General features: G+C 42.0%; 15 protein-coding genes. 3 read left to right on the top strand and 12 right to left on the bottom strand.

Features of this window, described 5'->3' with window-relative positions; translation table 11 throughout:
* Window positions 1–140: 140 nt before the first annotated feature.
* The 11 genes from lpdA to HMPREF9304_RS08685 form a co-directional block, all read right to left on the bottom strand.
* Entirely contained in the window at window positions 141–1,445 is a 1,305-nt protein-coding gene (gene lpdA / locus HMPREF9304_RS08735) for a dihydrolipoyl dehydrogenase (protein ID WP_036928264.1), read from the bottom strand.
* Window positions 1,432–2,874 carry an aminomethyl-transferring glycine dehydrogenase subunit GcvPB gene (gcvPB, locus tag HMPREF9304_RS08730; protein ID WP_036928263.1) on the bottom strand — a complete coding sequence of 481 codons (1,443 nt, stop codon included), beginning with the start codon at window positions 2,872–2,874 and terminating at the stop codon, window positions 1,432–1,434. Before gcvPB ends, lpdA begins: the two co-directional genes overlap by 14 nt.
* Entirely contained in the window at window positions 2,871–4,187 is a 1,317-nt protein-coding gene (gene gcvPA, locus HMPREF9304_RS08725; RefSeq protein ID WP_036928366.1) for an aminomethyl-transferring glycine dehydrogenase subunit GcvPA, read from the bottom strand. Before gcvPA ends, gcvPB begins: the two co-directional genes overlap by 4 nt.
* Before the next feature lie 7 nt (window positions 4,188–4,194).
* Entirely contained in the window at window positions 4,195–4,575 is a 381-nt protein-coding gene (gcvH, locus tag HMPREF9304_RS08720) for a glycine cleavage system protein GcvH (RefSeq protein WP_008122768.1), read from the bottom strand.
* Between the two features lie 104 nt (window positions 4,576–4,679).
* Window positions 4,680–5,762, bottom strand: a complete 1,083-nt coding sequence (gene gcvT / locus HMPREF9304_RS08715) for a glycine cleavage system aminomethyltransferase GcvT (protein ID WP_036928261.1) — start codon at window positions 5,760–5,762, stop codon at window positions 4,680–4,682.
* A gap of 63 nt (window positions 5,763–5,825) precedes the next feature.
* The gene (gene lplA, locus HMPREF9304_RS08710) at window positions 5,826–6,809 is read right to left on the bottom strand and encodes a lipoate--protein ligase (protein ID WP_036928259.1); all 984 of its coding nucleotides are present in this window, start codon (window positions 6,807–6,809) and stop codon (window positions 5,826–5,828) included.
* 168 nt (window positions 6,810–6,977) lie between these two features.
* Window positions 6,978–9,413, bottom strand: a complete 2,436-nt coding sequence (gene thrA, locus HMPREF9304_RS08705) for a bifunctional aspartate kinase/homoserine dehydrogenase I (protein ID WP_036928257.1) — start codon at window positions 9,411–9,413, stop codon at window positions 6,978–6,980.
* 1,325 nt (window positions 9,414–10,738) lie between these two features.
* Window positions 10,739–12,424, bottom strand: a complete 1,686-nt coding sequence (locus HMPREF9304_RS08700; RefSeq protein WP_231564503.1) for a C10 family peptidase — start codon at window positions 12,422–12,424, stop codon at window positions 10,739–10,741.
* A gap of 125 nt (window positions 12,425–12,549) precedes the next feature.
* Window positions 12,550–13,401: a hypothetical protein gene (locus HMPREF9304_RS08695; RefSeq protein WP_036928255.1), complete on the bottom strand. Its 852-nt coding sequence runs from the start codon at window positions 13,399–13,401 to the stop codon at window positions 12,550–12,552.
* 27 nt (window positions 13,402–13,428) lie between these two features.
* Window positions 13,429–15,036, bottom strand: coding sequence for a RagB/SusD family nutrient uptake outer membrane protein (locus tag HMPREF9304_RS08690; RefSeq protein ID WP_036928253.1), 1,608 nt, complete (start codon window positions 15,034–15,036; stop codon window positions 13,429–13,431).
* An 18-nt stretch (window positions 15,037–15,054) separates the two neighbouring features.
* Window positions 15,055–18,285: a SusC/RagA family TonB-linked outer membrane protein gene (locus HMPREF9304_RS08685; protein WP_036928252.1), complete on the bottom strand. Its 3,231-nt coding sequence runs from the start codon at window positions 18,283–18,285 to the stop codon at window positions 15,055–15,057.
* A gap of 363 nt (window positions 18,286–18,648) precedes the next feature.
* Here HMPREF9304_RS08685 and HMPREF9304_RS08675 point away from each other — a divergent pair, with 363 nt between their 5' ends.
* Complete coding sequence (locus tag HMPREF9304_RS08675; RefSeq protein WP_036928249.1) at window positions 18,649–20,259, top strand: NAD(P)/FAD-dependent oxidoreductase; 1,611 nt, start codon at window positions 18,649–18,651, stop codon at window positions 20,257–20,259.
* A gap of 152 nt (window positions 20,260–20,411) precedes the next feature.
* Here the strand turns inward: HMPREF9304_RS08675 and HMPREF9304_RS08670 are convergent, their stop codons facing one another.
* A complete protein-coding gene (locus tag HMPREF9304_RS08670; protein ID WP_036928247.1) occupies window positions 20,412–21,587 on the bottom strand; it encodes a hypothetical protein in 1,176 nt (391 codons plus the stop codon).
* A gap of 366 nt (window positions 21,588–21,953) precedes the next feature.
* Between HMPREF9304_RS08670 and HMPREF9304_RS08665 the strand changes: the two genes are divergently transcribed.
* The gene (locus tag HMPREF9304_RS08665; RefSeq protein ID WP_036928245.1) at window positions 21,954–22,292 is read left to right on the top strand and encodes a type II toxin-antitoxin system RelE/ParE family toxin; all 339 of its coding nucleotides are present in this window, start codon (window positions 21,954–21,956) and stop codon (window positions 22,290–22,292) included.
* Between the two features lie 5 nt (window positions 22,293–22,297).
* A complete protein-coding gene (locus HMPREF9304_RS08660; RefSeq protein ID WP_036928243.1) occupies window positions 22,298–22,636 on the top strand; it encodes a helix-turn-helix domain-containing protein in 339 nt (112 codons plus the stop codon).
* Window positions 22,637–23,395: the final 759 nt, after the last annotated feature.

Here is a 23,395-nt window from a genome sequence, read left to right as displayed (position 1 = left end):
TTCGCATAAAAGATAATGCAAATAATGTGCCAAATAAAAAAGTTGGAAGGATGTGGATTAGCTGGGCTATCATCAATAGGCGATAGCCCAACTATGCAACACAATCTTCCAACTTTGTAAAGATATTCGTGACAAGGCTTTTAGCCTATTGCGATATCTTGCAAGATTTCACCCAAAGTGGGGTGGGTGTGAATAATATCCTTCAGCTGATTGAGCTTGATATTCAAGTTCATCAACGCCGAAACTTCTTGAACAAGTTCTGCTGCATGAGCACCATAGACATGGCATCCAATAATCTTGTCCTCCTCATCTGTGATGAGTTTCACCATTCCTTCGGTTTCTTCAATAGAAAGCGCACGACCGTTTGCACGATAGTAGCCTTTCTTAGTCTTGTATGCTATGTTCTCTGCCTTGCATGAATCTTCGGTCTTGCCTACGCAAGCGGCTTCAGGATAGGTGAATACGGCAGCGGGCATGATGTCGAATCGAATGTTATCGTCTTTGCCAAGTATGTGATTGATGGCTCTCATTCCTTGGAATGTGGCAGCGTGTGCTAACATTTGTCGTCCATTCACATCGCCAATGGCATAAATACCACTGACGGATGTTTCCATATTGTCATTGACTAAAATGCCTTTTCTGTCGTAGGCAATCCCAGCGGCATCAAGGTTTAGCCCTTCGATATTGGCTGCCCGTCCAGTTGCAATAAGGATAGTATCCGCTTCTACACTTTGCTCTTTTCCTTTTTGTTCAAAGTATATTTTGCCATTTTCTACTTTCTTCACTGCGGCTTGCAAATAGAACTGAATGCCTGTCTTTGCCAAACATTTTCTTAATCGCTTTGCAATATCGCTGTCTAATGTCGGTAAGCATTCCTTCATGAATTCGACTACCGTTACCTGACTGCCGAACTGTGCGAAGGCAGAGGCAAACTCCATACCAATGACACCAGCTCCTACGATACACAACTTTTCAGGGATGTGATCGATGGAAAGCAATTCTGTAGAGGTAAGGACATTAGAATTTCCGTGAGGATTGTAAACAATACCCTCGATAGGCGGTACTTTTGCTTGCGATCCAGAGGCTATGATGACGTATTTTGCGGCATATTCCTCTCCGTTGGCAACAATGGTTTTAGCGTCCTTAAAAGAAGCCTTGGCGTGCACCAATGTAATGTTAGGCTGGGAAAGCAATGTCTCTACTCCTGCTTTCAATTGCTGGATAGCTTCATTTTTTCTTGCCATCACCTGTTCGAAGGCAGGTTTTTCTTCTTTAGAGGCATCGTGTGCTAAACATTTGGTTGGGATACATCCAAAATTAAGACACGTCCCGCCCGCTTCTAAGGCTTCGAAGATGATGACCTGAAGGCCATTCTTCGCAGCATAATCAGCTGCGCGATAGCCTCCAGGACCACTTCCAATGATGATTAAATCAGTTGTTGTCATCGATCAATTGCTTAAAGGTAAGTATAGGATGCTTGGCTGCTTCCACATCGTTCACACGCTTAATAGGTGTTTCTTGGGGTGCACTTTTCACGATTTCAGGGTCGTTCTTTGCCTCGTCGGCAATCTTGCGCATCACCTCTATGAATGCATCCAGCGTTTCCTTGCTTTCGTTTTCGGTAGGTTCTATCATCATTGCCTCGTGGAAAAGCAATGGGAAATAGATCGTCGGAGCATGGAAACCATGGTCTAATAAACGCTTAGCAACGTCCATCGTGGTTACTCCTGTGCTCTTGTCCATAAGGCCATCAAACACAAACTCATGCTTGCAAATGGTGTCTATGGGAAGTTTGTAAACGTCTTTCAAGCATTCTTTGATGTAGTTGGCGTTCAATGTGGCATAAGGTCCTACCATCTTGATATTTTCCTTGCCTAAGGTGAGGATGTAAGTGTAGGCTCTCATATAGGTGAGGAAATGTCCGTGATAAGGATGAACCGTAATGGTAAAATGCCCTTTTGCATTGGTCGCACAATTATTGGTGGGTAAGAAATCTACCAATTTCTCGCAAACACCCACAGGACCAGAGCCTGGACCGCCGCCTCCATGTGGGGTAGAGAATGTCTTATGCAAGTTGATGTGCATCACATCAAATCCCATATCGCCTGGTCTACATTCACCCAGCAGCGGATTAAGATTTGCTCCATCGTAGTACATCAAACCACCGCAGTCATGAATGAGTTTGGTAATCTCTGGAATATGTGTCTCGAAGAGTCCCAAAGTGTTGGGGTTCGTCATCATCATTCCAGCAATGTCATCTCCTAAGAGTGTCTTGAGGTGCTCTACATCCACTAATCCATCGGCGGTACTCTTTACCTCTACCACTTCTAATCCACATACCGCAGCCGATGCGGGATTTGTTCCGTGGGCAGAATCGGGTACGATAATCTTGGTACGCTTCGTGTCGTTGTTTGCTTGGTGATATGCACTGATAATCATGAGTCCCGTTAATTCTCCATGAGCTCCCGCACATGGATTAAGCGTAAAGCGAGACAATCCTGTTAAAGCGCATAAGGCTTGTTGCAAATTCTCATACACTTCTTTTGCGCCTTGCACTGTTTCAGCAGGTTGAAGTGGATGCAAATTGACAAATGCAGGGTGTGCTGCCATCTCTTCATTGATAGTTGGATTGTACTTCATGGTACACGATCCCAGCGGATAAAAGCCGTTGTCAACGCCAAAGTTGTTCTCACTATGGTTGGTATAGTGGCGCACTACTGTCAGTTCATCACACTCTGGAAGCTCGGCATCGACAGTCCTTTTTAATGTGGCAGGTATTTCATGTCGCCCAAATTCATTCTTAGGAAGCGTATATCCACGTCTTCCAGGGTGAGAAAGTTCAAATATTAAGTTATGATATAGTTGATGGTTCATGGCACGAGTTCTATTAGTTGATCAATTTCGTCCTTTGTTCTCTTTTCGGTTACAGCCAACATGAGCATGTCATCACCAACTTGTATACCACCAAAGATGCCATTTTCAATGAATCGTTGTTGAAGTTCTTGGATGTTACCGTCATACTTCACGCAAAATTCATTGAAGAAAGGCTGATTGTAAGCCAATGTGAAATGTCCTGTTTTCAATAACTGTTCACATAGATAATGTGCACCGTCATAAGACAATTGTGCAGCTTCTTTCAATCCTTCTTTACCCATTAAAGAAAGGTATATCGTTGCCCAAAGTGCCATTAATGATTGATTCGAACAGATATTTGATGTTGCTTTCTGTCGGCGGATGTGTTGTTCGCGTGCTTGTAGCGTGAGGACAAACACACGTTGACCTTCTTCATCGATGGTTTTCCCAACGATACGTCCTGGCATCTTGCGCACAAGTTTATCCGTACAGCACATATATCCTACATACGGACCACCCCATCCCATGGGAATACCCAACGATTGAGCTTCGCCAACAGCGATGTCTGCGCCCAATTCTCCTGGTGTTTTGAGCAATGCCAAATCAGAAGGATTGCTGTTCATGATGAACAATGCCTTTTGTTCATGGCACTTGTCTGCTACACCTGTATAATCTTCTACAATGCCATAGTAATTGGGATATTGTACAACCACACCAGCAACGCCACCTTCAGCTAATTTCTGTTCCAAATCTTCTTGGTCGGTAATGCCTTCCCGTTCTGCTATCATTTCAATATCTATCTGTTGAAAATGTGCATAAGTCTTGATAACAGAAAGAATTTTTGGGTCTACTGTTTCAGAAATGAGTACTTTATTTGCCTTTTTATGGTTCGCTTTCGCCATCACCACAGCTTCTGCTGTGGCAGTAGAACCGTCGTACATAGACGCATTGGATACATCCATACCCGTCAACTCTGCCATCATACTTTGAAATTCAAAGATATAATGAAGTGTTCCTTGTGATACTTCTGCTTGATAAGGGGTATAGCTGGTTAAAAATTCTGAGCGACTCACCAAGGATGGAACTGCCGATGGTGTGTAATGATCGTACACGCCAGCACCAGCAAAGCAAGTGAGTCGTTGGTTTTTTGCTCCTAATTGATTAAAAAACTGGCGAATCTCTATTTCACTTTTTGCTCCAGGAATGTCGTATTCACCACGAAAACGCACTTCTTCTGGAATTTCTTTGAATAAGTCTTCAAGAGATTTTACACCAATTTTATCCAACATATCAGAAACATTCTCTTCTGTATGTGGAAAAAACTTGTAATTCATAGCTATATTACTTTTTACAGAATTCTTCATAAGCCTTGGCATCCATCAAGCTCTCCAATTCGGATTTGTCAGACAGCTCCAATTTCATAATCCAAGTTTCAAAGGCGTCTTCGTTAATTTTCTCTGGTGTATCTTCAAGTTCTTCATTCACTTCAACCACCGTTCCACTTACTGGGCTTTCCAAATCGCTTGCAGCTTTCACGCTCTCTACAGCGCCAAAGTCGTCGCCAGCTTCAATTTCATCATCCACTTCTGGAAGATCTACATAAACAATGTTGCCCAAAGCTTGCTGTGCATAGTCTGTGATACCAACATAACCAATATTACCTTCTACTCTTACATACTCGTGCGACTCGCTGTAATAGAGTCCTTCAATTACTTTTGCCATATTTTTTTGATTTATTTTTTGATGATTTTTTGTTATTTATTACATTCGATGAAACATGCTGTGATAGTCATCGTCACAGATTTTCATTAAACGTATTCGCTTTTCTAATGTTTGTTGAGAAATCTCTTCTTGACAACTACACAGGGGAATGTTTTCTTTCTAATTTGAACTTCCAGTTCTGTACCAAGTTTAGAATGTTCCAAATCTACTAAGGCAAATGCCAAACTTTTATCCAAGCTGATAGAGTGATAGCCTGTAGTGATAACACCTACCTGCTTTCCGTCTTTCATAACGGGATACCCATGGCGAGGAATGGCTTTCCCCTCTAATTCCAGTCCAATGACTTTTTGCTTTGGTTTTTCTTCTTTTTGCTTGGCGATAGTTTCCTTTCCTATGAATTCGGGCTTATCTAACTTGCAGAACATGCTTAGTCCTGACATTACTGGTGTGATGTCCTTAGATAACTCCATTCCGTAGAGAGGAAGACCTGCCTCAAAGCGCAAAGTGTCACGACAGCCCAAACCGCAAGGTGTACAACGTTTGCTCTCCATTAAAGCATCCCATGCCCGAACGATATAAGCTTGTGAACCATATATCTCGAAGCCGTCTTCTCCTGTATAACCAGTGCGACTTACAATAATTTGCTCACCATTGACGTCTATTGTCTTTGCTTCGTAAAACGCCAAATCTTTGCAAGACAGGTGTAATACTTCTTCCACAACGCTTTCTGCCTCTGGTCCTTGAATTGCCAACTGACTGTAATAGTCTGAGCAATGGTCAATGGTTATATCGTAACCTTCTGCGTGCTGACGTATCCATTCTACGTCTTTGTCGGTGTTGGCGGCATTGATGACTAAGAAAAATTCGTTTTCGCCCATCTTGTAAACCAACAAGTCGTCTACGGTTCCTCCGTCAGGATAGAGCATCATTCCATAAAAGATGCTGTTTAGGGGAGCATTAGTGACATCATTGGTAAAGATGTAGTTCACATATTTTTCTGCATCTTTCCCTGTAATGTAAACTTCGCCCATGTGGGAAACATCGAAAACGCCACAGTGTTGGCGCACAGCATTATGCTCTTCAATGATAGATGAATACTGGATAGGCATGTCGTAGCCACCAAATGGCTGCATTAAAGCACCCAAGGCTACATGTCTGTCATGCAGACAAGTTCGTTTATTTTCCATATTTTATAAATTTAGGTTTATACATAGATTTATTATTAGCGGTTAAAAAGTGCCATTCTATTGTTATTGTTTTGGCGGATCTACAATCAAGTTGACCAATTGTGCCTTGTTCAAGTTTCTAATGATGTGGTTCACTTGCTCGGGTAAAGCCGCTTCTACGGCTTGCTTGGTGTATGGGATGTTTTGCAATGGTTTCAAGATAGCATTGTCAAGATCGCCCGTCAGGAAATAATCTCCCATGATGTTCACGTGCTTGATAACGTTGTTCTTGAGTTCCATAAGCACCTCCAATTCGCCCACATTCTCAATGCGCTGCTTTTTGGTCATGGTGTAGCGCGGGTTGTTGCCATAGGTGAACTCATCCGACAGGTAGTCTTGCTCTATCTCTTCAATGCCCTTGATGTCCTTCTCTGTAAGGGTGAGGGAGGAGGTGCATAGAAACTCCTTCGTTTGACGCTTCACTTCTTCTATGGAGAGTGTGGTATAATCTTTGAGCAAGGCAATATGTTGGCGAACGCTTTGCACGCCTTTACTGTTTAACTTCTGTTGACTTGGCGTGATACTTGCCACCATATTCTGAAGATTGGTGTCGTAGAGCATGGTGCCATGTACGATGCTCCACTGGGGAACATGATAGAAAGCATTTCCCGAAACCTTCTTCCCATCAATCAAAATGTCGTTTCTGCCTCCTGCTTCGGCATTTATTCCAAGTTGTCGTAGCATTTGCACAATGCGGTCGATGTACTGGGTGAAAACAAGATTTACTTGATCATTGTGAGTAATATACGAGAACAGCAAGCAACCCTCGTCTACATAAATACATCCTCCACCACTCTTACGCCGAAGAAGATGAATACCTTTTTCTCGGCAATAAGGTAAATTTATTTCGTTGTCTATTAACTGGTTACGTCCAACCATCACAGTAGGAGGGACTTGCCAAATAAAGAAATAATCTTCGTTATCGGCAATATGTCGTGCTACATATTCTTCGGTGGCAAGGTAAAAACTGGTTAACCTATTCTTCTCTGGAACATCAATATAAATCATTGATTGCTTTTCATTTTAGATTGTTTGACTACAAATATAATGATTTGTCATCGATTACACCAAAAAATCAATGTTTTTTTTGTAATCTTCACATGAATGCGTTTCAGAGTTCCTCTTCGGCAATGTTTCTTCATAGTTTTGTTCATCATCCTCAGTCCACCTTATATATTATATATTGGCTATCGACATGATATTGGCAAACACGCCTGCGGCGGTGACATCGGCACCTGCACCATATCCCTGTATTTGCATGGGGTAGGCTTTGTAACGTTCGGTGGTGAGCAACACGATGTTGTTGCTACCTTCGAGGTTATAGAAGGGATGCGACTGTGCTACTGCTTGCAGACCGACTTTCATTTTGCCATGCTCCATAGAGGCTACGAATCGCCACCGCTCACCTTGCTGTTCGAGGGTGCGACGACGTTTCTCGAAGTCGTCGTCCAATTGTGGTAGCCGCTTCCAAAATTCGTCCACACTGCCTTCAAAATATTCATCAGGCACAAACAGGTGTTTCTCCACCTCTTCTTGTTCTGCCTTGTAGCCAGCCTCGCGTGTGAGGATGACCAGCTTGCGGATCACATCCTTTCCGCTCAAGTCGATGCGTGGGTCGGGCTCACTATACCCCTCTTCTTTGGCACGGTGTACAGTTTCCGAAAATGGCACATCGGCTGTCAGCTCGTTGAAGATGAAGTTGAGCGTGCCACTAAGCACGGCTTCAATCTTCAGAATCTTGTCTCCAGAGTTGCGCAGGTCGTTGATAGTGCCGATAATGGGCAGTCCTGCTCCCACGTTGGTTTCGTATCTGAACTTTACTCCTCGTGTCACGGCGGTTTGTTTCAATCGCATATATTCGTCGTAAGGCGATGAGGCGGCTATCTTGTTGGCTGCCACCACACTGATGTTATGTTCTAAGAGCGGTTGATAGAGGGCGGCAATCTCGCCACTTGCCGTACAGTCTACAAATACAGAGTTAAAGATGTTCATGCCGATGACGGTTTCACACAATTTCTGTGGTGAACTGAGTTCTGATGCTTGCAGCTCTTCTCGGTAGGTCTGCAAATCTAAACCGTCACGGTTGTATATGGCATGCTTGGATGAGGCGATGCCTACCACGTTGAGTTTGAGTCGGGAATGTTCCTTCAGTTCATCGTACTGCGACCGTATCTGCTCTATGAGTTTGCCTCCTACGGTGCCAATGCCACAGATGAAGAGGTTGAGCACCTTGTATTCGGACAGGAAGAACGAGTCGTGCAGCACGTTCAGGGCTTTGCGTAGGTAGGCAGCTTCTATGACAACGGAGATGTTGGTCTCACTGGACCCCTGTGCAAAAGCAATGACACTGATGCCCGAACGCCCTAATGTTTCAAACAGTTTGGCGGCTATTCCTGGCAGGTGACGCATGTTCTCACCCACAATGGCAATGGTGGCAAGCCCACTTTGTGCCTTCATGGGGAACATAGCACCCGTTTCTATCTCTTTGGCAAACTCTTCGTTGAGTACAGCTACCGCAGCATCTGCATCCTGTTCGCGCACACCAATACTGGTAGAGTTCTCCGAAGACGCCTGACTTACCATGAATACCGATATGCCATGGTTCGCCAAGGCGGTGAAGATGCGACGGTTGACACCAATGACACCCACCATGGACAGTCCTGCCACGTTGATAAGTGTGGTTCCCTTAATACTTGAGATGCCTTTGATAGGCTTGCCATCGTTTTTGATTTTTGCCTTAATCATGGTTCCCTCACCGTCGGGATCGAACGTGTTTTTCACCTGTATAGGGATGTTTTTCACACATACGGGGTAGATAGTGGGCGGATATACCACCTTGGCACCAAAGTTGCACAGCTCCATCGCCTCAATGTAACTGAGTTCATGAATCGTGTAGGCAGCCTTGATTACCTTGGGATCGGCTGTCATAAAGCCATTTACATCTGTCCATATTTCCAGAATGTCGGCATCGAGTGCGGCGGCAATGATAGACGCGGTATAGTCTGATCCGCCTCTTCCCAAGTTGGTAGTCTCGTGTGTATCTTTGTCCTGACTGATGAATCCCGGCACCAAGGTAATGGTGTGCTGATGCGAAAAGGCGTCCCTTACCAACTGCTGAGTGAGCGTGCTGTCCAATACATGCTTGTTGTGTTTGCGCTCGGTCTTGATGAATGTGCGGGCATCTATCCAGCGGGCATTCTCTACTAAGGTGGCAACGATGTGCGAACTTAGTCGCTCGCCATAGCTCACGATGGTGTCTTCTGTCTTATGACTCAGATCGTGGATGAGAAATACACCGAAATAGATGGAACGGAGCTGTTCGAACAGCGTGTCTACCTTGTGATATAGTTCGCTGTGCTTGATGTTGTCAGTGATAACGGAATCAATGAGTTGGTGGTGTCTCTCCACCATATTGTCGAAGGAGTCTTTCCAAGTTTCATTGCCCGACAGTGCCAATTGCGCTGTGTTCAGCAGTTGGTCGGTGATGCCTCCCAATGCGCTTACTACCACAACAACGGGTTGTCGTTGGGCTTCTCTCTCGACAATCCTCTTCAGTGAGAGGATGCTTTCCACGGAACCAACGGATGTTCCGCCAAACTTCAATACTTTCATGTAGTGTTCTTTTTATCTTGTTGTGCCGCAATGTAGCCCAAATCGGAGGTGCGTCACAATAGAGTTATTCTCTCTTATAGCAGGGTGGAATTTTCACCTCGCTTACTTTCCGTCGGTGGGATTTTTTCTCAAAGGCGGTTCATCTATTGCGTCCATCTGGACTTAGATAAGGGCAAATGTACAAAATTTCTTGAAATCAGCCTTTATTTTCATCCATATAATTTGCAAAGCAATGCTTGTATCTCCCTGCTCTCATGGCTCTTTCATTTAAGAACACCTCCGTTGTTAAAATCATTCACTCTTTGGTTACATGTCTCTCAAATCGTAAATGATATGAATATAATATCTTGCGCACCAGCAGAAAAGTATCAATGTACCTCATTCTTTAACAACGAAAGACGCAAAAGAAACTAAAAAAACATTGCCGCACAAAACATTTGACGAAAGAACGTCCCGTTCTATCTAAAAGAACGAAAAACATTGTTGCAACCTTTCACTTATGAAACGAAATAGTTGAGAGTGAGCATCTCATTTCTTTTCGTTCATTTCGCCAGAACGTCTACGTTCTTTGGGTTCTTTATATTACACTTACATTTTTGTTTTTTCTGCTTATTTCGTTGTTAATTTCTTCTACGCTGTTTACAATAACAAAATATATCATTTCTAAATGAAAGAATCGTGTCCTGCTCTTTTATTGAAGAGTGATATTTTCTACTGCGAAAAGACACAAAATAAATAGCGTAGATAATATGGATGATACGCTACAAGGAAGAAAAATAAATGCTGAATTTTCTTTACAAAGTGCCTCTCAAAACTCGCGTGAAAACAACCAACGGCAAAGTTGGTCGCAAATACGCTAAAAATGAGCGATGTTCATAACTTGTTGTTATTTAATATGTTGCGATTAAGCATTCGCTTTTAGCACCATTTTTTACCCTTTCTTGGCGGTTAAAGCATTGTTCTAAGCTTGTTATTTGCATGCTTTAATGTCGTTGAAGCATGTGAATAACACCTCTAATACATGTTTCCAAGGGCGTAAAGTCAATGTTCCTGCTTGAAAAGATGTTTAATTTGGTAAAATCAGCCCATTTTTGCAGCTCGTTTGCCTATTGATTTTTTCTATTTCAGAGATTTTCAATGGTCGATTTTTGGTAAAATTACAGGACAAAAATATACTTTTGGAAGTGCTTTCGTTGGTTCTGATATGAACCCAATACTAAAAATAAGAAAAAAATAGAGCATTGGATAAATGTTGCAATCCAATGCTCTAAAAGTTATATTTCAATGAGTCAAGGCTGTTAACCCGTTGAGTTGTGCTTTGTGGGTTATCTGACCACCTTTGTCGTCTTTGTTCCTTGCTTTATAATAAAGATGCCATGTGTGGGAAGTTGGCTTATTGAGAAAGCGGCTGCGGGTAGTTGTAATAGCTTGTGACCTTGCAAGTTGTACACGCTGATGGGTGCTTCGGCATCGCTGACCGTTGGTGTCTCAATGGCTGTTACCCAGTCGTAATTGGTGCGCTTGTCCTTGATAGCGACGGCGTCATTGGTAACATGAATTATTACACTGTTCTTCTTGCCGTATTCTGCCCTTACTATTTGCCAATCAGTATCCCGATCGTCTTTGAACCGTGGGTAGATTTGATAATCGCCATCGGGCAGGTCTTTAGGAATGAGGATTTTTTGCCATGGGTAAGATATACTGTAACTGTCTTTTGCCGTGTAGTCAATTGAGACCAAGTTGCGCAAGATGCCATTCCCCTCGATGACGAGTTGGAATTCGCCATTAAGCGTGGAGCTGCTCACGTTCCACAATTGGATTTCAGCCACGGAAATGGATCTCTTACCAAACTTATCTATTGTTAGCTCATTGCCATAGTATAATGTGAGGTGACTCCTCCACGCTCCTTGCTGCTCTGGCTGAATGCCAACAATCATGTCTTGGTAGTAACTGTAGTCGCCGCTATTCTCTGGTGTCAAAATACCAATGTCGAAGTAGCCGTCTTCATAGCCTCCCCAGCCCCAATTGACATATACTTTGCCTTCTGCGTTATAACCATCGATTACAAAAGCGTGACCGTTTTTCCCTTTCGAGTCGTTGCCCGAATAATAAATGGGGCGTTGCTCAGACAATTCCTTATACACCATGTCCATCCATTCTTGTTCAGAATAGTAGTTGCGAGTGTAGCGATTCATGTTGGGATTGTAGCCGAAATTGTTAATCAATGCGTTTTGTGCAGATTTTGTGTACGAGGAACTGAAGTTAGGTTTATAATCCATATTGACGGAAATGCCCACCTGTCGCATCAACTCTGACACAGCTTTCGCCTCTTCGTCAGTGTATTTTCCTTTTTCATAGATAGGCAACATCTTGTCCCACTGATAAGGAGATGCGGAAAAGTCGGCAGTGAGCGTCTCACCGTTCATGGAATAGGTGTTCGAACCTTTGCCCTTTGCAGGATACTTGTAATAGCGCATAATCTGCGTCATGGCGATTGCCACGCATCCCACAAGATAGGGGTTGCCGTTAGCATCCTTTTGCACATCGTTGTTAAACGGTGCTTTTTGTTGCCATTTCGTTTCAATGAGTGGATCTACATGGTCGGGTAGGGGTGCCGCTGGGGCAATGGCAGCACTGTAATGTTGTCCGTTTGCTATGCGATTGGCTATGGCTGCGTTGGCTGCCCGTAAGTACCATTGAAAGGCAGGATTGATGTTTGTGTCGTTGGTATATGGCTTGTTCGATACACCGACAACGGCTTCAATGGCGTCATCGTTTGCCAATACCACGAAACCCACATGGTGATTGCCAATCACGATCAAGTCTGACAATTGTTGAAGCGTTTCCATGTTGCTAATACTTGTGCCTCTCGTATTTTCGACTGTCGTAGATACAGAAAGTTCTCGAGCAGCGATGGCCTTGAGTTGTGCCATGGTGCGAGGTCTTGCCGATGCCGAGAGGGTGAGCAACAAGATAAGGAAAAAAGTAGTAAATAATCTTAGTCTCATCATAAATATTTTTGTTTCAGTAGATAGAAAAACCCAATGGGCATTGGCGAGAGTTCTCCCACCACCCATTGGGTTGTAATTGATGATAACACAGCGTGTGTTATCTTTTTATTGTTCGCTCATTTTTTTTAGTCCAAAAGCGCAATCCATTCCGGATTCTGATTGTTGACCCACCAACCGAAATCGGGGGAGTACCAGTGGAACCATAACTCGAAGGTGTCGTCTTCTGGATGATATTTGCCACATTCATCCTTGGTCAAAGCGTCAATGTCTGCCTTCTTCCAAAGCTGCTCGCTATCACCGAATAAACCTACAATCCAAAAATCTTTTAATCCAGCATCTTTCCAATTCTGTCGATGAATATATTGTGGCTTCATGTGTAACAATCCTTTTTCATCTTTCCAAAATGTAATGTTGCCCAAATCACTGTCAATCCATTCAGCCTTGAAATGTTGCCCTCTGATAGTGAACATATCTTTAGGACATTCCATGATTTCTATGTCTTCGAATGTGTAACCATAGAACCAACTTTGCCAATTTGCACTATGTTTTGTGTACCTATTGACCGTTATATTCACCTTTGTACTTGCATAATTATAGGCATTTTCATCCGCCACTTTGATGGTTACTTGTTCAGATGTTGTAGGTTTCATGTCAAAGTTTATCTTGACAAGTTTAGATTTTTCACCAGCCTTAAAGTCAATACTCTGTGGTACTTTGAATTTATCGTTATCTGAAACAAGTTTTATAGAACCAGCTGCAGATTTATCAGGTCGTACAACGTTCACTTCTAATGTTTGTGGCATACTGTTTTCTAAGTATATGACATTAGAATTTGTTAATAAAAAAGCTTGTTCAGTTTCTGGCTTTCCTGCGGTTAATGTTGCAGGCTCGTATTCATACTCTTCTACACAGGATGCGCACAATGTAACGCATACAAATAGGAGTATGGCTCTTAACGTATGATATGTCTTTTTCATAATTGCTATAATTTTGTATTGATGGCGTTATTCTCCAATCCAAGGACTGTATTTTTCTGATGGATCTGGATTGTTTTGATCTCGTAAAATAGGATTGGACATAATCTCTTGGTCAACGATAACAAAGTTCATCCATGCAGGTCTACCTTTGCTGTTCAATCTTACTTCGGGTACAAAGTTAGTACCAGGATAGCCTCTTGTTACAGAATAGTTCAATCGCTTGATGTCGAAGAATGATTGTCCTTCGCCCCAAAGTTCAACACGCTTTTGGAAAACAATTTCTTCTACAAGGTCATCTTGTGTCTTTGCTTTGCATTCGTATTTGTCATTACGTGTCTTCATGAATTGTTCTAACAGCTTTTTACCTTCTGCAAGGTTTTGGTGTGCAGCTGCTTCTGCTTCGATGAAATACATTTCTTCTACGCGCATCATAGGATATGCTGAGGCTTGTCCTACCTTAAAGCTTTTATCATCACCTTTGTTGGGACGGAATTTTAAGGAAGCATAGGCAGGGAGTTTCTCTTTGTATGTTGCATTTAGAAATGGAACTTTATCGTAAAGCGGTGAGCCTTCTGGAGCCTTAAATTCCAGTTTGCGCCAGTCGTTGTCGCTAATGCGATCGTAAACACTTCTGCCAATCATTTGGGTTGCACCCTTTGCGGTGTATCCATATTGCACTTCGTTCGACATCCAACAGGTCCAATTAGCCCATTCACTTTTCAAACCTGCATCTTGATCTGTATATTGCACACCCCACATCCATTTGGAAATGTCATTGAAACCCTTGTTGATGTCCAAGCAATCTTCTTTTGTCATGATAGGTACACCACTTTTATCTATGGCTAATCGTGCATACTTCTTGGCATTAGGATAGTCTTCAAGCCACATGTAAAGACGTGCGCGCAGACCTTCAACACATGCCATGTTTGGGAACGTGTTTCCTTTGGTGTCGGTTACATATTTCATGTATTTTTCGGCTTGGTCTAAATCTTCTTTGATAAACTTCACCATGTCTTCTTTCTTCGCACGTGGATTGTTTGCCATTTGCTGTTGATCCATTCCTGCTTTTACGATAGGAACAGTGAGACCTGTAATATCTTTGCCAGTGTCACTTTTACCTACTGTTTTATCATTGGGTAAAAACTCGTACATTCGTGCTAAATCCAAGTAAATCATTGCTCGGTTTGCATAAGCTATGGCTAAAGCACCCTTTTGGAAATCGGTAGCCTTTTCGGGATCTACCAGTCCAATAACATTGTTTGTAGTGAGTACATATTGGTATTGCCATTCCCATATAAATTGTGTTACAGCCCATGGAGCACCAATTTCTTTGCAATCGGTCCAAAACCAGAACCAATCCCAGTTTTGGTAGGATAAGGTTGCTATGTCAGCTGTCATTACGTCTCTAACGTGCATAACTGCACCATATCCCCATGAATATGGATCGCTGTAGATACTCTTAGCTTGAGTTGTAATGGCACCCACAAGGTTTTCAGTTGCATTTGCTGAACTCTGTACCTGCTTCTGTGTTGCCACATCTGTAGGAAATGTTTCTTGTAAACATCCAGATAGCAGTGTGCTACTTGCTATTGCTCCAATAATAGGAGCAATTTTCAATATATTTTTCATTTTCATAGTTCTTAGGTTTTATTATTAGAAGGTTATAGAAACACCACCAGATATTGTACGAATAGGCGAATAACTTGCATTACCAGCACCACCATCAATGTATTGACGTGGATCTAATCCTTGGCGTTTTGACCACAACCAAATATTGTCGCCAACAGCATATATTCTCATCTTCTCTAATCCCAATAGAGTAGTAATTCTATTTGGCAGTGTGTAGCCTAATGTGATGTTTTGCAAGCATAAATAGCTACCATTTATCAAGAATCTGTCGGATAATTTATTTGCATTTACGTCACCGTATTGTAGTCGTGGAATATCTGTATTTTTATTTTGAGGCGTCCAAGCGTTCAGCAAATCGGCATGCATTTGTGCGCCACGGTTCATATTCATTGCGCTAATATAAGCACCGTCTAATACGTTTCCACCAATTTGATAGTTGAAGTCGATAGAGAGATCAAAGCCATAAGCATTCAAGCTGGTTCCAAAACCGCCATAGGCATCAGGCAAACTGGTGCCACATGTGTAGTACGATGCTTCTCCTGCATTGGTTGTCGTAATTTCTTTTTCTACAATATCGTTACCGTTTGCGTCTTTTACAATTTGATTTTTATCATCAGTCTTGTATATCTTCTTGTAATATAGAGCCTCACCTGTATTCTGATCTACGCCAGCATATTTATAAAGTCGCCAAGTGTAGATAGGCAATCCCTCACCATAAAAATAGGATCCGTCGTTATATCCCCGAACACCATCAATCTCGCTATTCTTTCGGTTGTCTGCTAAACGCGTAATCTTATTTTTATAAGTTGTAAAGTTCACATTGGCACTCCATGTAATGTCCTTTGTGCGAACGATGTCTCCGTTAAGGTCAATTTCTAAACCGCTATTGCGCATGTCGCCCACGTTATTGTAATAACCAGCAAAACCTGTGGAGCCTGGAGTCTTTACCCATGATAGCATATCGGTTGTGGTGCGATAGAAATATTCGATATCACCATTAAGTCTCCCATTCCAAAGCGAAAACTCAATACCAGTGTTCATATTTCCACCCTTTTCCCATGTAATCTTGTCATTACCTAAAGAGTTTGGAGTTAAAGAAACTTCACCATTCGAATTTTCTATATTGTATGTCGTTGTGTAACGGAATGCGCCAATACGATCGTTACCTTGCTCGCCGTAAGAAATCTTAAATTTAAGTAAGTCAACGATTTTACTATCAAACCATTTTTCTTGATTGATATTCCATGCGCCACCAAGTGACCAAAAGTTACCCCAGCGATGATCGGGATGGAAACGTGAAGAGCCGTCACGGCGATAAGAAACCGATGTGAAGTATCTTCCTTCGTAGTTATATTGTGCGCGTCCAAACCAGCCTTCTGTATTATAATCGCTGGCATATGAACCACTTTGACCTACCTGTACTGCTTGATCGAGTTCTACGCTCTCGTTAGAGAATGTTTTGAGCTTGTCTGCGCTCAACTCTTCATAATGACTTCTAAAGTACTCATGTCCCAGCATTACTTCTACATCGTGTGCATCAAACACATGATGATAATTCAATAGCTGTTGCAAGTTGTACGTCCATGTACGATCGTGTTTCTTAAATATATGTCCTTTTTGCGATGCAGTTTCACCAAACCAGGGATTGTATGTTGTAGTGCCTCGGTATTCACCGATTAAAGCACTATTAGACGATGTGAACTTAAAATCTTTCAAGAATCTAATTTCGGCTGTTCCCGCAGCAGTAGCGTTGTGTCCAATACCGCCATTATGGTTAATTTGGCTATCGTTCAAAGGGTTACCGTCTTTCATAAACTGTCTGGTAAGTCCAAGTACAGCTCCGTTACCATAGTCAACTTCTGGTAAATTTGTATTTTGATTAATAAGAATGTTGCCTTCAGCGTCGCGGATATACAATGGATAAATAGGTGCCATTTGTGCCATTGCAAACAGGTTGGTAGGTGTGTTGCTTTTACCATCGTTTCGCAAAGAGTTCGTTTCATAGTGTGAGTAGCTGAAGTTTCCAAACAATTTCAGCCAAGTTTTCATTTGATAGTCTGCTTTCAAACGAGATGAGAAACGAGAATAATCAGAACCTGGTGTAATGCCATCAATCTTTAGGTAGCTGGCTGAGCCGAAGAAACTACTCTTATCAGTGGAACCGTTGGCTGTCATAGAATATTCTTGTCGAACACCTGTTCTAAATGATTCTTTCATCCAATCATCAGGCATCAACATATATTTTTTTCCATTGTTCTCAATAACTCTGCCCAAGGTGGCATGTGGATTTAATTTAAGGTTTCGTCCTATCATCCATTCTCCTTCAGGAACGTTATAAACATTGTATCCCAAGCTGTATGAGTTATCAGGATTTGGATCAACAAGGTTTTGGTTTGCCCAACCAAGCGCCTGATCTTGACTCATGTTAAGCTTGTTTACTGCATAATTGTAAAGTCCATTAAAATAAAGCTCGTAATATCCAGCAGGATTGTTTACGTAATTGTGAAGTGGCATTTGTTTGCTGTTTGCTCCTACTTTTGCGTCAACAGTAATGGAGGAGCGTCCTTTGCGCCCATTCTTAGTGGTGATAAGTATCACACCATTGGCACCACGAGCGCCATACAAAGCAGCGGATGCAGCATCTTTCAGTACCGTTTGGCTTTCTATTTCTTGTGGGTTGATTAAGTTAAGATTGCCATCGTAGGGCGCACCATCTAAAATAATTAATGGGGCATTGCCTGCATTAATGGAGCTGATACCACGTATGCGAATGGCTGACGTGCTACCTGGTGCACCTGAGCTGCTAACCATCTGTACACCTGCAACTTTTCCTTTCATGGCTTCAATAGGGTTCGTGCTTTGAACCTTGGTAAGGTCATCGCTTTCTAATACTTTAGCCGAACCAGTAAAGGCTGATTTCTTAGCAGTACCATACGCCACAACAATCACTTCGTCAATGCTTTTCTGTACAGGAATCATGACAATGCGCATGTTACTTTTCGCAGTTACATCTTGTGACTCCATTCCAACGTACGAGATACGTAGCGTCTTTCTGCCTTGTGGCAGGGTTAGCTTAAACTTACCGTCAATGTCCGAGATAGCTCCTGTGCCAGAACCAACAACTTGAATGGTAGCTCCCACAATGGGTTGTCCATCCTCTTTTGAAATAATGGTTCCTGACACATCTGTTTGTGCAAATGCAGTTCCTATCATGAAGAGAAGGAACGACATCATCAAGAATAATCGTCTTTTCATATTTATAGAATTAGGTTAAAACATTAATTTGTTTCAGTTTTGCCTGCATCGTTATAGCAGGGTGTGCGTAGTTCACGATAGTCTATTTGTTTTCGTCAACCAATAGCACCGATGTCTTCTTCATAGTTTTTTTGAAAAAATCTCTGCAAATATATCAATTCTATTTTAAGAAACCAAATAAATAAAAGGAAAATATTTATGTTATTTTCATCAAAGTCATGTATTCCATTGAGCTTCACGAGCTTTTTGTGTCTTCTTATCACATCAATTATAAAGAAATGTACGTCAACTCTGCCCAAAAAGCTAAAAAAAGGTTACTTTTGTCAATGAACTTTTGTCATTAAACATTTTATATCAGCCGTTATGATTCAAGAATATCAAATAAGAATATTGCCACACCTTGCCGCTTCTCAAGAGTCTATCATTGGATTTTTGGCTAAAGATAAAGGTATAGACGCCCGAACAATTAAACATGTACGTGTATTGAAGCGCTCTATTGATGCTCGTCAGCGTACAGTTTTTGTCAATCTGAAGGTGCGTGTCTTTATCAATGAAGAGCCTGAAGAGGAAGATTTTGTTCGAACCAACTATCCTGATGTTTCGCAACGTCCACGGGTTGTCGTGGTGGGAGCAGGACCTGGAGGACTATTCGCTGCTTTAAGACTCATAGAAGAAGGATTGTGTCCAATCGTTTTGGAGCGTGGGAAAGATGTTCGTGAACGTAAAAAAGACTTGGCACAGATTGCCAAAACACAACAGGTGGATGCCGAAAGTAATTATTGTTTTGGTGAAGGAGGAGCTGGAGCTTATTCGGACGGCAAGCTATATACACGGTCAAAGAAGCGCGGAAGTGTTGATAAGATTTTGAATGTTTTTTGCCAGCATGGTGCTTCTACTGCCATATTGGCTGATGCTCATCCACATATTGGTACGGACAAGTTGCCCAAGGTGATTGAAAACATGCGCCATACTATTTTGAAAAGTGGGGGAGAAGTGCATTTTCAAACGAAGATGACATCGTTACAAGTCTCTCCGCACGATAGTCAAGTCGTTGGTGTTGAAGCCATCGACCTGCCAACTGGTCGGCAACTCACTTTTCAAGGACCTGTAATTTTGGCGACAGGGCATAGCGCACGTGATGTGTATCGCTATTTAGACAAGCAGCACATAGGGATAGAACCTAAGGCTTTGGCTGTGGGTGTGCGGTTGGAACATCCGTCAATGCTCATCGATCAGATACAATATCACCAAAAACAAGGCAGGGGAAAATATCTACCAGCTGCCGAATATTCATTTGTGTGCCAAGCACAAGAGCGCGGTGTATATTCATTTTGTATGTGTCCCGGTGGCTTTGTGATACCCGCAGCGACGGGACCACAGCAAATCGTGGTGAATGGGATGAGTCCCAGCAATCGAGGTACTAAATGGTCTAACTCGGGGATGGTGGTAGAATTGCATCCAGAAGATGTGAAGAGTCATGATATGCTTACGCCTATGGACGATGAGCCCATCTCTGATAAGCTCATCATGATGCAATTTCAGGAGCAATTGGAACGACATTGTTGGCAGCAAGGCAATATGAAGCAAACCGCTCCTGCACAGCGAATGGCAGACTTTGTCAACAACAGACTGTCGTTTGATTTGCCTTCATCGAGCTATGCGCCTGGACTCATCAGTAGTCCGTTGCACTTTTGGATGCCGCCTTTCATCGTGAAGCGTTTGCAAGAAGCTTTCCGAGTGTTTGGCAAGCGTAGCCATGGATTCTTAACAAATGAGGCTGTGTTGATAGCTACAGAAACTCGAACCTCATCGCCTGTCCGCATTCTGCGTCATCCCGATAGCTTGCAGCATGTGCGCATGCAAGGCTTGTTCCCTTGTGGCGAGGGTGCAGGATATGCAGGTGGCATTGTCTCGGCTGCCATTGATGGCGAGCGATGTGCAGAGCAATGTGCGGAAATGCTGCGTAACGCATAGGTCATAGTGTTCCTACAGTTCACCTTTCACGAGACATAGATGATAGCAAGTTCTCTCCTGAACCACTCATGGAGAGTTGATGAAAATATAAAGCGACAGCCCTGTCACGATTTGTTGGCAGGGCTGTCTATCATATATATAAGGTGTAAAGGTTATCGATTGATAAACTTCTTTCCGTTTTGTATCACAACGCCCTTATATTCCTTGCCAACACGCTGTCCAGCCAAGTTGTACATAGGCGCATTGTCGTTGATAGCACTGTCGATTTGGTTCACGGTGTCAATGCCCGTAGTTGTTTCAATGTTGATGATATAGATTTGTGGTTGACCACTGTACATGCTTACAATACCCTTTACGGTTTGATTCTGCATGCCCTCAAACGGAGAAAGATCATTGTAGGCATCCAAGTGAAAACCGTTATACAGTTGAATCTTTTGATCTCCAACGTGGGCGTAGTAGTTGGTGTACTTTCCAGATTTTTCGCTCTGTATGGTCACTCCTTCTACTTGTACCAATTCAGATAGGTTCTCGCTTGCCTTGTCGGGCGTGATGACCTTTGGTTTTGCTGGTGTACCATCTGTGATGGTCAACCCGTCAGCGTTGGTTTTATCGGTTTTCTTACCTTCGGGCAGTCCATTATGGTCTGTCAGTTTCAAGGTTACTTCACCGTTCAATATCTTGTTTTCTTCGAGGGTTAGCCCACAGTCGAACAACAACAAGGCACCTGTAGTGTCATGGATGTAAGTGCTGGTGTGGCCTTTGTTGCTGGTCCATGTGTAGAGTACCTGTGCATTATTCAATTTTAATTGAGCGGTAGTACCGTCAGATAATGCCTTAAACGCAGCTATGTTATCTACTGTTTGTACTTCAGGGGTAGGAGTAACGGCTCCACCTTCTAAGGTAACCACTACTTTATAGGCGCGTACTTGTTTCGAAGCCTTAAAAGTGATAGAAGTAGCTTTACCTGTCCATGTAGCTGTTTCTTTGGCTATTACCAAACCTTCATGTGCTGCAAAGTTGGATGCCGCATATCTTTTATCGCCTGAGCAGGTCATCTCTACTTTTACAATATTTTTGTCAGCCGCAGATAGGGTTACGCTTGAACCTTTATAGAAACGGTATTCGCCTTTCTTTGTATTGTAATTAACGGCTGCAAGTGCAGCATCTGTACACGAAAGAGTGACACCGTCTTTGCTTACTTGGTCAGGTTTTCCATTTCCTGTTTGTGTTCCTTTGTCTACATTTGCGTCAAATGTCACTTGTGCAAAGGTGATGCTGCTTATCAAAGCGAGCAAACTCATTACTGAAATGCGTAAAATTTTGTTCATACTATTATGTTTTAAATGGATAATAAAAAGTTCTTATCGCAAAGATACTAAATATTGTCCTACGTTTTAAGATTGCAATGTTAAATCTTTGTGACAATTCTGTATGTTTTTTAAGTAAAAACACGAGTATGTTAAATTTTGTAGTTTTTTCGTTCAAAAATTTGTTTTTATCAATTATAAAAGGTATATTTGTCTCATATTTTTAGATTTCGAATTTTACGAAATCATCCCTCGAGGTTGGTAGCATCCTGCACCAACCTCTTTTTGAATGGGTAAAAATGATACGCTGCCGTACAAAATACGTTAGAAATGTTTCTTGTTTTGTAAACAAAATACTATCTTTGCATTTGCAAATAACCAACATGTATGGTAACATTTCAACTTGTTTTATTAGAAGAAGCAAAGAAATTTCTCCAAAATCTACCAAAACCAGCGTATAGAAAGATAATCTATAACGTGGATAGAGTATTAGGAGGAGAAAGGAACAGCGAACTTTTCAAGAAGTTAGATAACTCTGATATTTGGGAATTTCGCACTCTTTATAACGGGATAGCTTACCGTCTGTTTGCCTTTTGGGACACAGATACACAGACGTTAGTAATAGTTACACACGGAATAATAAAGAAAACACAAAAGACTCCAAAAAAGGAGATTGCGAAGGCGGAAGCCATAATGAAACAATACTTTGAACTTAAAAACAAATAGACGGTATGAAACAGATAGGTAACATGAAACTTTATTCCTTCGAGGAAGTGAAAGACGAACTTTTAGGTAAGAAAGGAACTCCTGAAAGAGACGAACACGAACGCAAGGTAGAGAATGCCTTACATGCTCACAGAATTGGGGAAGCGATAAAGAAAGCAAGGGTTGAACAGAATCTCACCCAAGAAGAATTGGGAGAGCGAATAGGTGTGAAGCGTGCTCAAATTTCAAGATTGGAGAAAGGCTACAGTATCAGTATACCAACCATGAGCAAGGTGTTCAAGGCTCTTGGAGTATCAACAGCCTCACTTGATTTAGGGAAAATTGGCAAGATTGCTCTTTGGTAAATATGGTATGAAAACAATTCGCTCCACCTTTCGTGATATAAAGCCTGTTTGACGGCTTTTCCTCATCTCTTTCCTGACACAACAGCATCTTGAAATTCTGATGTGGAATACACTACTATTGCATTTTTCGCATGATCGGAAGTTATAGGATATTCATTGTTTTCACAGAGTTAGATGTTAATGTCTCATTGATGCTTGATACAGTCTTTGTGCTTCTTGAATCGTTTCTACATGAAATTAGTGTTAGAAATAGTACAGATAATAGATACTCTATTTTTTATTGTTTTGTTAGTCGTTAACCACGTAGTGGTAGGAAATGATATTTTTAAAAAAGAATCGCAAGATGGCTTACAATGTATTGATTCGTGTGCTTCATAGGACACTTCTTTTTCCTTTTGGCTCTTCCATTGAAGAGTGATATTTTGACAACTAAAAACGCTAATCAAGTAGCGTATGTAGCATCGGTGGTGCGCTACAAGTAAGACATATAAATGCTGAATTTTCTTTACAAAGTGCCTCTCATAACTCGCGTAAAAACAACCAACGGCAAAGTTGGTCGCAAATACGCAAGTTATGAGCGATGTTTATAATCTATTGTTATTGAGCATGTTACGCCTATTCCGCATCTTTTCATACTCTTCTTTATCCTTTTTTGGCAGCTAACCCATTAAGATAAGCTTACTATTTGCATGCTTTAATGCTGCTGAAGCATGTGAATAACACCTCTATTGTATGTTTCCAAGACCGTTAAGTCAATGT

Source organism: Hoylesella timonensis S9-PR14, from assembly GCF_000762405.1.
In the GTDB taxonomy this organism is placed as follows: domain Bacteria; phylum Bacteroidota; class Bacteroidia; order Bacteroidales; family Bacteroidaceae; genus Prevotella; species Prevotella timonensis_A.
Note: the sequence above shows the minus strand (reverse complement) of the source record. Positions and strands in the feature narration are given on the sequence as shown.

Coding starts and splice junctions, on each gene's coding strand:
- HMPREF9304_RS08700 (WP_231564503.1), bottom strand. CDS start 12,424: ATGATGAGACTAAGATTATTTACTACTTTTTTCCTTATCTTGTTGCTC.
- HMPREF9304_RS08660 (WP_036928243.1), top strand. CDS start 22,298: ATGAAACAGATAGGTAACATGAAACTTTATTCCTTCGAGGAAGTGAAA.
- gcvH (WP_008122768.1), bottom strand. CDS start 4,575: ATGGCAAAAGTAATTGAAGGACTCTATTACAGCGAGTCGCACGAGTAT.
- HMPREF9304_RS08670 (WP_036928247.1), bottom strand. CDS start 21,587: ATGAACAAAATTTTACGCATTTCAGTAATGAGTTTGCTCGCTTTGATA.
- thrA (WP_036928257.1), bottom strand. CDS start 9,413: ATGAAAGTATTGAAGTTTGGCGGAACATCCGTTGGTTCCGTGGAAAGC.
- gcvPA (WP_036928366.1), bottom strand. CDS start 4,187: ATGAATTACAAGTTTTTTCCACATACAGAAGAGAATGTTTCTGATATG.
- HMPREF9304_RS08665 (WP_036928245.1), top strand. CDS start 21,954: ATGGTAACATTTCAACTTGTTTTATTAGAAGAAGCAAAGAAATTTCTC.
- HMPREF9304_RS08695 (WP_036928255.1), bottom strand. CDS start 13,401: ATGAAAAAGACATATCATACGTTAAGAGCCATACTCCTATTTGTATGC.
- HMPREF9304_RS08675 (WP_036928249.1), top strand. CDS start 18,649: ATGATTCAAGAATATCAAATAAGAATATTGCCACACCTTGCCGCTTCT.
- lplA (WP_036928259.1), bottom strand. CDS start 6,809: ATGATTTATATTGATGTTCCAGAGAAGAATAGGTTAACCAGTTTTTAC.
- gcvPB (WP_036928263.1), bottom strand. CDS start 2,874: ATGAACCATCAACTATATCATAACTTAATATTTGAACTTTCTCACCCT.
- HMPREF9304_RS08690 (WP_036928253.1), bottom strand. CDS start 15,036: ATGAAAATGAAAAATATATTGAAAATTGCTCCTATTATTGGAGCAATA.
- HMPREF9304_RS08685 (WP_036928252.1), bottom strand. CDS start 18,285: ATGAAAAGACGATTATTCTTGATGATGTCGTTCCTTCTCTTCATGATA.
- lpdA (WP_036928264.1), bottom strand. CDS start 1,445: ATGACAACAACTGATTTAATCATCATTGGAAGTGGTCCTGGAGGCTAT.
- gcvT (WP_036928261.1), bottom strand. CDS start 5,762: ATGGAAAATAAACGAACTTGTCTGCATGACAGACATGTAGCCTTGGGT.